9 protein-coding genes are annotated in these 12,717 nt (G+C 39.4%); 1 reads left to right on the top strand and 8 read right to left on the bottom strand.

The window, feature by feature from the left end:
• Window positions 1-324: 324 nt before the first annotated feature.
• From VB740_RS02420 to VB740_RS02385, 8 genes are all read right to left on the bottom strand, one after another.
• On the bottom strand, window positions 325-2,718 hold the full coding sequence (locus tag VB740_RS02420; RefSeq protein ID WP_323198491.1) for a single-stranded-DNA-specific exonuclease RecJ: 2,394 nt from the start codon (window positions 2,716-2,718) through the stop codon (window positions 325-327).
• Between the two features lie 277 nt (window positions 2,719-2,995).
• Entirely contained in the window at window positions 2,996-3,658 is a 663-nt protein-coding gene (locus tag VB740_RS02415; RefSeq protein ID WP_323198490.1) for an N-acetyltransferase, read from the bottom strand.
• Window positions 3,659-3,822: 164 nt separating this feature from the next.
• Window positions 3,823-4,659, bottom strand: a complete 837-nt coding sequence (locus VB740_RS02410; protein ID WP_323198489.1) for a PD-(D/E)XK nuclease family protein — start codon at window positions 4,657-4,659, stop codon at window positions 3,823-3,825.
• Between the two features lie 171 nt (window positions 4,660-4,830).
• Window positions 4,831-6,900: a TIR domain-containing protein gene (locus VB740_RS02405; RefSeq protein WP_323198488.1), complete on the bottom strand. Its 2,070-nt coding sequence runs from the start codon at window positions 6,898-6,900 to the stop codon at window positions 4,831-4,833.
• Between the two features lie 311 nt (window positions 6,901-7,211).
• Window positions 7,212-9,056, bottom strand: coding sequence for a WG repeat-containing protein (locus tag VB740_RS02400; RefSeq protein ID WP_323198487.1), 1,845 nt, complete (start codon window positions 9,054-9,056; stop codon window positions 7,212-7,214).
• 932 nt (window positions 9,057-9,988) lie between these two features.
• Window positions 9,989-10,192, bottom strand: a complete 204-nt coding sequence (locus tag VB740_RS02395) for a hypothetical protein (protein WP_109011114.1) — start codon at window positions 10,190-10,192, stop codon at window positions 9,989-9,991.
• 10 nt (window positions 10,193-10,202) lie between these two features.
• Window positions 10,203-10,766, bottom strand: coding sequence for a peptide deformylase (gene def, locus VB740_RS02390; protein WP_323198486.1), 564 nt, complete (start codon window positions 10,764-10,766; stop codon window positions 10,203-10,205).
• Between the two features lie 371 nt (window positions 10,767-11,137).
• On the bottom strand, window positions 11,138-11,425 hold the full coding sequence (locus VB740_RS02385; RefSeq protein ID WP_323198485.1) for a Mo-dependent nitrogenase C-terminal domain-containing protein: 288 nt from the start codon (window positions 11,423-11,425) through the stop codon (window positions 11,138-11,140).
• Between the two features lie 389 nt (window positions 11,426-11,814).
• On the opposite strand from VB740_RS02385, the gene VB740_RS02380 reads away from it, so the two are divergent.
• Complete coding sequence (locus tag VB740_RS02380) at window positions 11,815-12,717, top strand: ABC transporter permease (protein ID WP_323198484.1); 903 nt, start codon at window positions 11,815-11,817, stop codon at window positions 12,715-12,717.

Below are 12,717 nucleotides of genomic sequence, written 5' to 3'. Positions count from 1 at the left end.
TTAAATATGCGTTACCCAGAACCCTTGTAGAGACGTAGCAGTGCTACGTCTCTACTTTTTCGGAGATGTCTAATGTATATAAACAGATTGACTTAATTAATTGGCTTTTGCCATTGCACCATCGGCTTAGTCAAAGGGTGAAATTCATTCTTGTATTGTTTAAGCAGTCTTGCCAAACTACCCTCTATGGTTGCATTTTTAACATTAACTCAATCTGTGATTGGTAATAAATTTGGTATTTTTCTCCTTTCACTCATCTAATTTCCCATTTCCTACTCCCCACTCCCTATTTTCAAGGCAGGTCTATTGTTCAATACGCTTGGGTTAAAAGTTTGTACCCATGTAATTGTCGGAACTTGCGATCGCCACAATAGTAGATAAAGGCACTTCGGCAAAATATTGTCGCTGAAATTGTTCTTCTCGGATAGCAGCTAAAAATCTTGCAACTGCTGCCTCAGCCAAGTTTTCTGCACTATCGGTTGGATGCCAGGTAATTTGCAAATAACGGTCTTGTCGTTTGACTGTGAACCCTAAAGATTTTAAAGCTTTGATGCCTACAAGTAAGGTTTGGTCGCTGATGCCGATTTTCTCTAAAAGTTGGACACGGGTAACTAGTTGATTTGTGCGACTGAGATATTTGGCAATTCCTACAAGAGTTAGCCAAATTTGTTTGGGTGGTTGGAGGTTGGGTTTAGACCAAGCGATCGCTAGTTGTTGCGAACTGCTTATCGTTAGACATCGGCGCAACCACGCGCGTAAATCATCCCAGTTTGTGGGACAATCTTCAAGCAACAGTGGGGGAGTGGGGAGTGGGGAGTGGGGAGTAGTGAAGTTACGCCAGTCTAAGATGAGTGGGGAATTCCGAGTGCTAAGTGCTGAGTTAACACTGGGACGCACGGCAATTAATCTGATTTCATAACGTTTTTTGAATGTGTTGTAGTCTAATTCTGCTATGCAATCACACCTTCCTATGGGCAATTCATCTTTATAGTGTCCCCACCATATACCAGGAAAAGCACTTCTAGTAGAATCATCCCGAATGTCAAACTCGGTTTTAATATACTGTACCTTTTTCCCTTGCCAATCCTGCTGATTTCGATGCCAAGAATTTTCAAACCAGCAGTTTTGAATTAGCAATTTCGGAACAGGATTGCCCATTCCACAAGGTTCTAACAGTTTCAGTTCTAAAAATAACTCTTTCCCCAAATCTGCTACTGTTACCGTCAAGTCTGCTTGCACAGTTGGCGTTAGGGTTGTACTACCTAAAGATTGCCGCAACTGCTGATTAATCGCTGCTGTAAATAAAGGAATGTTTTCCACCAACAAACTCAAACCCGCTGCAAAGGGATGTCCCCCAAAACGATGTAACAAATGTGCTTGGTCTTTTACCAGTTGGTATAAATCGACAGAATTCACAGAACGGGCAGAACCCCTTGCTAAGGGAGTAGGGAGTAGGGAGTAGGGAGTAGGGGCAGAATTTTCCCCACTCCCCACTCCCGATTCCCCACTCCCCTCTGTACTTAACAAAATAGTCGGGCGACCTGTTTCTTGTGCTACTTGTCCAGCAACTAAGCCCAATACACCCGCAGGCCATTGGGCATCTTCTAAGACGATGACGCTGGTGGTTGATAAGTCTAATTGAGTAAGTTTTTGTGCCACTTGCGCTTGCACATCTTTTTGCAAAGATTTGCGGCGGGTGTTTGCGAGTTCTGTAACTTCGGCTAGTTCGTTACAACGTTTGGCATTGCGACTAGTTAATAGTTCAACGCAAAAACTGGCATCGCCTTGAATGCGGCTGACGGCGTTAATTCTTGGCCCCAAACCAAAGGAAATATCTGTGGGGCGATCGCCACTTTTTTGGCACAATTCTAATAATCGCCCCACTCCCGGACGGCGACGCGCTGCTGCTGGCTGTTGAAAATCTGCTTGCAGTCGTTGAATTCCCATCTGTGCTAAATAGCGACAATCTCCACTTAACTGCACTAAGTCGGCAATTAACCCTACTGCTACTAAATCTAATAAATCTTCTAATGGATGTTTTGCAACATTAGGCAGGGTTTGATACAGTGCTTCCACTAACTTATAAGCCACCGCTACCCCAGAAAGATTGAACAGCTGATGTTCTTTTGGCAAATAACGAGGATTAATAATTGCTGCGACTGGTGGGCGTTCGGCGGGTAAGGTGTGATGATCTGTAACTATTACATCTATGCCTAGTTGTTTAGCGTAGATAATTTCCTCAATGTTTGTGCTCCCTGTGTCGCAAGTAACAATTAATTTGCAACCTTGTTTTGTTAAGTTATCAATCCCTTGATTATTGAGTCCGTGAGATTCTTTCAGGCGATTGGGAATATAGTAAATTAGCTGAGTATTTTGTGTAAAAAATTGCCCTAATCCATCCCAAAGTACAGATGTGGCGGTAATACCATCAGCATCAAAGTCTCCCCAGATAGCAATTTTTTCTGTGGCGTTATATGCTTGTTGCAACCGTGCGATCGCTAAGTGCATTTCTTGCCCAAACTCAAACGGACTCGCTGGTTGATAAGCTTTATGGTTGATAAAAGCTATTAATTGTTGATGATCTTTAATTCCGCGTTGCCACAACAATTGTGCTGCATATATTCCACTTGATGCGGGTGTATGCTGTTTCACCACCTGGATGAACCAATCCGGGGGTTGTTCGGTTGCTGCTATAGTCCATTGCTGTTGTTCTGGCATTGTTAAATAATTCGTAATTCGTAATTCGTAATTCGTAATTAAGTTTTGAAATAGACATCTCCGAAAAAGATTTAGAAACCTTAAAGTCAGGCGCAGACCTAACCCCCCTACCCGCCTTCCCTGCAAGGGAAGGGGGAATTAAAGCCTCTCTCCGCTTCGGGGAGAGGTTTGGAGAGGGGTCATGCAATTAATTTTCGGAGATGTTTAATAGGGAATTAGACTGCACCACAAAACTTGCTGCTTGATAGAAAGGGGGGACATAAACCCACGGAACTTGTTAAATCGGAGATTGATCCTCGGTTGTTTGAGATTCACCTGCTAGGGGATTAAGGACTACTTTATTGGCAACGCTATCGGGTTTCCGGGCGCGAATTGCTGGACGCGTAGGCGTAGCCCGTCGTAGACAGCGCTTGTAGCCTGCTCTTTCAGCTTTTTGGTGTTCGTAATCAATCAATCTGCCATAATATTCATGCTTGCTTAAATTCATCGATAAGAAAATATGCTGGCGAATATTACCAAAACCTTTGCGATTAAAAAACTTTAATGCTGAAGTATTGGTCGGATCAGTGTCTACCAACATAAACCGCGCCCCATCTTCAATCATGCGGGCGACGACTTTATCAACCAACTTGTCTGCTACTCCCCGACGCTGGAACTTCGGACTAACTCCCAACCATAAAATGTAACCGTAAGTCCAGGATGCTTTGGTGATGATGGTTCCCAAAATGAATCCTGCTAATTCCCCGGCTGTTTCGGCCACAAGACAGTATTCTGGATCGGTATTGTAAAGTCCAATCACCTCCCATTCATCCCAGGTACGGTATAAATAAGGATACAAATCGCTGGTAAATAACTCTTCTCCCAAGTGGTAAATAGGAGCAATGTCATCAATTCCTAATTCACGTACATAAATGGTTTCAGTTTCGTCAAAGCTTGACATAAATTTAGAAGTTATAATTTTTTATACCCTTATTGGGCTTGACAAAAATCCTCTACAGGACTCATATTTGATTTTTGAAAAAATTCAGGATAACTCAAAGAGGCTTATTGCCTATTGCCTTCTTAGGCAAATAATTTCAGAAATCAAAGACGCTCGATGACTCGCTACCGCTTCGCTATCGGATCGCTATACTGTATAGAGTTGAGTGATACTTCTTGAATGCTGTCAAAATCTGGCAATGAGTCTTTCACTGCTTCTTCAGGAGCTTGTGTGCGATCGCACCGTTTGGCAAACTGACAATAATCACAGGTTTTGCTACCCTCCACCACTTGAGGAAACTGCTGGTTATTTTGGTAATATTCCAGCCAATTAGTTAACTGGCTTAAAAGTTGATTAAGTTTCTTTGCTATTTGTTTGTGTTGAACAGTATTGTAATTAAATTTAATATTTTGCGGTTTGCCCTCAGATTGGACAAACCAGTAAGTCATCGAAATATTTTCTGGCAAATAGTCGCTAGTTTCTGCCAATACATACAGATAAAGGCGTGTTTGCCAGTTGGATTCTAACTTGCGTTTATTGGGTGGTTTAGGGTAAGTTTTCCAGTCGAGAATTTGTGCTTGTTGGTTATCTGCAATCAATAAATCATAGACAACCGTCAGCAAATAATCCTGAACTTGCAGAGTGCGGTAGTGTTCACTCTCACGGAAAGTTTGATTATCAGATGCAGCCGTTAAAATTTCTGGGGCTGCATCGGCAAAAGCTAGCATCCAGCTTTGCAGTTTGGCATCTGCTTGCAGGAAACTATCAATTGGCAAACCCATTTCTCGCTGTTGCATTAGCAGGTGAAAACGACTACCCAAAGTTTGCCGTTCTTCTTGTTCTGGGTTTGAGGGTGAATTGAGTTGTTCTAGATAAGTATGTTGGAATTTACGCGGACAAGCTTCTAGTAAGTTCAGTTGTCCTTGAGATAGTCGCAGTAGTTGAGTGGGAGTTGACAGCATTCTTCTATTTTAGAAGCAAATTCTAATCTGTAACTCACCATTGGCAGGCTATCTGTAAAAAACAGGTATTTTTTCCTGCATTCACAGATATAGCAATCCTAAATCCTCGTAAAAAAATCTATTGCCTATTGCCTATTGCCTATTGCCTATTCCCTTGCTGCAAATAAAATCTCAGCTTTGAAGCCCCTTTAAAATTAAGTAAATCATCTCATCTAAATCTTCACTCTCAAATAAAGCTCTATTTTCTGACTCCTCTAATTTATTGTTCATGCCCTGTAAACCTGTATCATGAAAAGTCTTAATTAAAGCATTATAATCAATAGCTGAATGAAGAGAACCTAGACGAGAACGCTGGTTATAAAACTCAACTGTCTCAGCATAAGTCTGGCTTTGGGCAGCTTGCTCTTCCCATGTCAATACCAGTGGAGTAGCTCCCAGTAAAGCTTCTCCTACGGCCTTAGCACAGCCACCAAATGCACCTAATACAAACAAAGGCTTATGATTGCTTAGTGTTAGCGCTGCTTCTTCAGCAATACCGGGAAATACTCCCTTATATTTAGTAACCTGACCTCCAAGAATAATTCTTGCATCAATTTGTTTTGCCATTTGTTCTCGCATTGCTGTAAGAGAACGCATCCAAACATAGCAATTTTCTTTGCCTTCTGGGTTCAGGAAAATCTGATCATTAATTTTAAAAGGTTGCTGCTTGATATCTTCTGGAAGAGGAATTACTTTAATTGAAACTTCATTCCTATATTGTGCCTGCCAAGGAAGGTCTGCTTTTAAATGTAGTGGCCAAGCAAGAAAGTTGAGTATCTTCTTTTCAGGCTTATTATTTTCCTGCTGATTGTAGGCTTTGACCATCTCAATCAAATCTTGGGTAAAACCATCTGGGCGAAGATCGCCACCGTATGCTATGCTTGCCCCTTGAGCAAGGAGATGACGACTAATTTCGAGCAAAGCGCGTTTAAGATGATAATCACTAAAACCAAGCCTTTCCAAATCGGGACTATTGGAAACAGAAATCCCAACAACTTTGCCTGAAAGTGGCTTTTTAAAATCATCTGTAGCAATTGAAATTACAGGCTGGGAAGGTGTCCAAGCTTTTATATTTGAATTTACCAAGTTTAGTACGTTTATTTCATTATCCCCTAAAGGAGGGTCAGGATATATTATTAACGTATCCTCTCGTTGTGTATTTTCCTGCCAATATTGTACTAAATTCAAAAGTTCAGGAGCAAAAGGTAAAACGATTATCTCTTCTGGAATATTGCGAAATTTTTGCAAGTTATTCACATATTTTGGAAAATATTGATGCCGCAATACTTCAAGTAATATTTTTCTAATTATTAAAGATATTTGAGATTCTTGCCAAATAAGAGTAGGAACATTTCCTAAATACGGAAAGCTGCGATCTTCTCCTGTTTTGATAGCATTAATTATCAAAATAGGAATTTTATATTTTTTAGCTGTCAAAACTTCCCAATGACACCAATAACGCGAAGCATAGGCATCAGTCTGAAAGACGAGCATAGCACAATACTTTAAAACCTTCTCAATCTCTTGGACAAAATTCTGTCCTGAATGAATATCTTTGGTATCTAAAAAAGTGCTTAGAATCTGATCCTTATCAATCCACTCATGAACTTTTTTTGTAATTTCACGTCCATCATGCCTAGTATAGCTAAGGAATAGTTTCACGGGTGGTGTTAGATCATTATCTACGAAATTATTTTCCTCAAATTGTTTTATTTGTTTGATTTGTCTACAACATATATGTAGAACATTTCTCAGTAATTTTTCTTGTTGATCAACATCACTTTCCCCGTGAATTCCTTCTATAAATTGAATTTTATTAAGTTTTGAACTCAAATTATAGAAATATTCTGTAAACGCTACAGGATAAATCCTATGGTATGGATTTTTTAAATCTTCGTTATCACAAAGTTGCTCAATGTATGTTCGCCAATTGTCGCAAACTACCATATTATTATCTACAAATATGAAAATAGCAGAATTGAGACATTCTTTTATGTTGATTGGCTTGGGTAGAGTAGTTTCGTCTGTAAATGGTACTGAACAAAAGTGAACCGGAATTCCAAGACCCTGTACGAAAGGATGCTCTGGGTCTCCACAGATGTTGCCAAAAAGATATTTTGCAAGCTTCTGACCATTTAAAAAGTTTGGATGCCAAACAATGTATACTCGGAAATACGGCAAATAATTAATATTACTAGACATTATTGTAATCTCCTATCAAATGAGACTTTTAAATATTATCAGAGTTTTGCTTTGGACGCTTTGGTACGGTCGTAAACCAATTTGAACACCCAAAATTTTGAATCTAAACTGAATTTACTACAACTTGGGGAAGGAGGAGCAACCATTAGCTACTCCTCCCTTTAAAAACGATTATTATTATTAAGTAAATTTAAAGAGCCTGAATTACTGGGAGCATCCACTTTCGGCGGATCTACTTTTTTAGATGAACCATATAGTAGGGTTTTCGGAGTATCAGAATTATGTTTCTTCCAAAAGTGGATGCTCCCGAATTACTTGAGTAAGTCTGAGCGAATCCAACCAGCTTTATTGTTAACTTCGACTTGATACCAAGTTTCTTTATTAGAATTTGCTTTTTCACTCAGGATGGTTATAGAACTACCGTCTAGTATCTTCTTGAGTAAAGTTCCTTTAACACTTGGAGTGTCCCGTAAGTTTACAAACCCAGTTGATGTTTTGGTAATTAGAGTTTTGATTGGATTAGAGATATAGCCACATTTTTTATCCTTATCCTCACCCTTGCATACATAAGCCAATCTTTCTGAAAAATTATTAGCTTGAGAAAACTGTGGTTGAATGACAGGATTACCTTGACGGTCAATATAACCCCACTTACCATTCATGTATACAGCAGCTAAACCTTCTGAAAAGTCGTGTTTATTATCTAAATGTTTACACTCAGCCTTGTTACCGATAATATCTGTGGCATCACAGTCAAATCGTCGACGGGTATCTCTAGGTTCATCAAATTGTGGTTGAATGACGATATTACCTTGACGGTTAATATAACCCCATTTATTATCCTGTTTTACAGCAGCTAAACCTTCTGAAAAGTAACTAATCTTATCAAATTTTCCTTGAATTACAGGTTCTCCATCTTTATCAATGTATATCCATTGATTATCTTTTTTTACTGGTGCTAGGCTTTCTCTAAATTGGTAAGCTTCGTCGAAAGATTGACGAATTGAAAAAGCACCAGCTTTATTGATGTACTCCCACTTCCCATCAGTTTTAACTGGGGCAAGCCCTTCAGAAAATCGACCAGCACCTGTAAATTTTCTTTCAATAACTTCGTTGCCACTAGTATTTATATATCCACAAGTAGAAACATGGCATATATATGCTTTACCTTCAGAAAACTGGCCAACCCTATTATAACCATACTGAGGTTTAATTCTGTAGTCACCTTTTTGGTCAATAAAGCCTCTATTCTCTCCATATTTCCATGCTAATGCTAAATTATCTGGTTTAGAAAAGTCTAAAGCCCCATCAAAATTTGGCTGAATTTGAGTATTACCCTCTCTGTCTATATAACCTGCCTTACCATTAATTCTGACTCTTGCGAGTCCATTATTAAAATTGCCACCGCGTTCTGTTCCTTTCTCTAGAGTAAATTTAAATTCAGGGGGAGTTATTGGCTCTTTTATAGTAGTAGCAATTGTTGTTGAATATATACTACCGAATAAAGCCATGACTGCTAATACAAATCCTCCAGATACAAAATAAGGTGTCCTTATATTGATGTCGTTCTTTAAATCATCCTCACAAGCTAATTTAATAGCTTTTTCTAATTCAGTAAAAACCCAAAGCCTCCAAAGAAACAAATGTTTACTAAGTAAATCAATTTTTATCCAATGATTTCCTTTTAAAAAATTTTGAATCTCATTAATTTTTTCTTGTACTTCATCATCATTAATGCTTTCAGATTTTCTTTCTATCCTTAAGATATTACGAACGTTTTCAGGTGATATTTTAACATCTTCAACTTTTTCGATACCTGGGAGAAGAATTGGGATTATTTTTTTACCACTCTTCACTCCTTGGGATTCTTTCACCTCTTTTTGTATATTAAATATCTCTATTGTTTGGTAGTTACCTAATCCATGTTTACTCAAAAAAATAAGACTAATTTTTGATTCAGTAATTGCTTTATTAATTTTTATTTTAAACTCATCTCCAGGAATGAGGCTGTGTTTATCTAGCCATGCGAGTACTTTTATAGATTTAAACAAATTCAAAAATAAACGTTTGTTATTAAGATGTTTATGAAATTTAATTACAAAACTTTTATCGTTGTTATTATGACATAAAAACATAGTTACTGATAGTGGTTTCATGTTTGTATAACTCCTTGAAGTTTCAGTGGTAGTGCTTACTCTCTGTACAAAGCTACAAATGTACAGAGTAGAATTCCAGAAAATATATCAATTTAATTAGATTTTTAATTGCTATTTTATACTTTGAGAAAAGAAAAATATGTCTTTGGTATGAATACATCTTTAGTCAAGAACTTCAGCTTGAAATTAGCAAGTTGCACGCGAATTGCTAATTTCAAACGCTAGGGCAGAGATGGTATTCTCTTTCTAGTGCTCAGTCACACCCAAATAGCGCTCCAGAGGGGCGAGAGAGCGATGAGCGCTAATTGAATAAGTAAACTACTCCCACTTTCCTAATGGCTAAGGTGGGGGTTTTCAGCAGCCGTAAAAGTGGCGAAAGTGTTTCTCCCCCAAAGCCGTTGCTGTTGTTGGATATGATATAGTCTGCAATGAAGAGTTATAAAGCCTTTGACTGAATGAAAGTTAGCCAAAGGCTACTTAGTAAGTTTGAGCATGAGCCTTGAATAGTAACCCTGTTCTATTAACCCCAAGACTCAATAATCATGGCGATCGCAAATAGACAGACTAGAGAAATTGCTATTCTCACAACCCATATCCAAAGACTTTTGGATAAAAGCATCGCAACTATCGTGATAGCCCCAAAAGTGTGAGACACAACAAAGGCTACTGCAAGACCCAGCAGCGCTAGCAAAAAATAGCCTATTTACAAAGTGTGAATTTTGCTAAAGCTGATTGCGTAGGCGTAGCCCGTCGTAGACATCGCCAAGACCCTACGAAGGAATGAACATCACTGGAGTAACGGGGTTAACGGCAGCGCAGTTAGTAACGCTGAAAGCTTTAGGGGCAGTGGAAGATGCAAAGCAAAAATAAAAGGTAAAAGAATGAATTTTGCCTTTTCCTTCATCCTTTTACCTTTTTTATGTACCTGATGCTTATTTCATGTTAGCCCTTGCGTCCTTCACTGCGGCAAAGAAAAATAATCCTGTGAGTGGAATGCTCAATGCCAGGATAATCGCCGTGGCTGTGAAACCAAAATCTGGTCGTCCGTAACTGAGTTCAAAAATCGAACCGACAGCCGCGATCGCACTTACACAAGAACCACCCAGAAATAAACCGCTTTTTGGAGTTAAATACACTACTAGCCCCCTATGTGATTGGTTTCACCGCTTGATACGAGAAGCCATTCTTAGATAGCTCCTGGACTAAAGTCAAGGAGTTTTCCACACGGTCTACAAATACCACGCCATTAAGGTGATCCATTTCATGCTGAATGCAGCGTCCCAGGAGGTCATTAGCCTTTAATGTCCGGGGACGACCGTATTCGTCTTTATAGGCAATTTCTACGACTTCGGGGCGCTTTACGTCTAGATATACATTGGGAATACTCAAGCATCCTTCTTGGGCAACGGAGATGTCGCGGCTGACTTGTTTAATGGTGGGGTTAATCAGCACCAAAGGTTGATTAGCTGCGTTCTCTGGTTCCAGGTCGATGACAATTAGTTGTTTGTGAATTCCCACTTGGGGTGCAGCCAAACCAATGCCATCTTTGCTATACATAGTTTGCAACATTTCGCGCACCACTTTGCGGAGTTCGTCATCCACTTTCGCAACTCGCTTTGCAGCTTGACGTAGGACGCGATCGCCTAAATAATGAAGCTCCAAAGGTGGATTTTTTAACTTTTTTTTCTCTACAGCAATTTCAGAGGGCATGAGTCTTTATGGCTAGATGGTGAAAATTCCTACTACAATTCTATCAATCTCAGTTAGAGGATGTTTAAAAAGTCCTGGAATAGACCAAAAACCCTGCTTCCATTCCTCTCTGTGCTTGCCTAACGGCACGCTGACACCAACGGGGAGAGGCTTTGGAACCCCTATTTCATTCTAAGGAAGGCTTGCTAGGGGTGGTTATGTCATTAAACAGTTACTTTTTAAGCTTCTGAGCCTACCCAATGTGGAATCGATTGTAGGTCAATTAACAGCCATTCCTTATTCACGCCTGATTGCAACTAAGATTCCTATACAATATTTTTTTCTTAGTAAAAGATTTTTTCAATCTATTTTCTATTCATGGAAACCTATGTTTAACAATATTTTCTCGCATCATCACCACATTGATCAACTAAATATATTAAACACTTAAAACGAAGACCAACGACTTGTTCATAAAAAGGGTTCAATTTGCACAAAGGGGGAATGTGAAACAGAGTCCGCCCGAAAAGTGTAACAGTTCTTTCAAAAGGGCAATTGGAAGGAATTATTTTGCACAATATTCGGGCCAGTTTAGGATTATGTATTTCTACGGACTCAAGCTGATATCGAATCTGGTTTAATAAGTTATTATCCAAATTGGCATTGTTTAAGAAGTTCATAAGTTCCATCTCTTTCAATCAATCTGTTCATGCTTTCAAATTACTACGATCCCCACAGAAAAACATCGTATAATTACTAAACTATTTTCCCCCTTTTTTGAAGGCAATTCAAAAGGACAGTAAAATTGCTGAGGAACCAGAACAGCTAGCCAATTGTGATCAATAACTGTTAAGAGCAACAGTGATTATGTCTGTAGTGAATGGCATAAATATAAGGTAAATGGCCGAGACAGCAGCAGGGCAGAGGAGCAGGAAGGAAGCAGCAATATATAAAAGCTGATATATTGGCAAAGTTTGCACGATTGACTATAAATAGTGGTGTTATTGATGCAAAGACGCAAAAGCTGAACTTAGTGCTTTGGCGTTAAGTTCAAATTTTGAGGTGATGTGTGTTTAAATCTTTTACGAAACTTGACTATCTGCTCAAAGAAACTTTCCTGGGTTTAATGCGGGGGGGGTGGATGAATTGGGCAGCGGTGAGTACTGTGACAGTGTTACTATTTTTATTTGGCTTGAGTTTGCAAACCTCTTGGCAAGTCGAAAAACTCCTCTATCAGTTTGGTAGTCAGCTAGAAGTTTCCGTTTATCTCGAACCGGATACGCAAGGCGAAAGCATTGAGTCACTAATCGCAACAATGCCAGAGGTAGCGGCGATGCAAACTATTACCAAAGAACAAGCCTGGACTAAGTTAGTTAAGGAAATGAGAATTTCTGATATTGAGGGTGTTACCCAGCAGCTAGGCGAGAATCCTTTGGTTGATGAGATGAAGGTGAAAGCGCGTAATTCTCAAGTTGTGCCAACCTTAGCAACACAGTTGGCTAAATTGCCGGGAGTTAATACGGTGCAGTATGTGGATGAAGCAGTTAAACGCATTGCCCAATTGCACCAAGGTCTGAACTGGATTACTTTAACAGTTACGATTATTCTGACTTTAACAGCGATCGCAGTTACTACTACGACAATTCGGCTGATTGTCATGGCGCGACGCCAGGAAATTGAAATTATGCAACTCGTGGGAGCAACCTCTGCTTGGATTTACCTCCCGTTTATTTTACAAGGAATTACCTTCGGTTTGGTTGGTGGTGCGATCGCTTGGAGTTTCATTTCAGTAATTCAACAGTTTCTCGGTAAGTTGCTAGCCAATCAACCTGAGTTTATTCAAGCTATCACCAACGGGGTGCAACTCACTCCAGCCGAAATTTTACTATTACCTCTGATTCTCTTAAGTTTCGGTGCAGCTGTAGGATTAATGGGAAGCTTATTCGCTGTCCGACGTTTTGCCAAAGGTTAA

Source organism: Nostoc sp. UHCC 0251 (genome assembly GCF_034932245.1).
Taxonomy (GTDB): Bacteria; Cyanobacteriota; Cyanobacteriia; order Cyanobacteriales; family Nostocaceae; genus Nostoc.
This window is presented reverse-complemented; position numbering and strand designations above follow the sequence as displayed.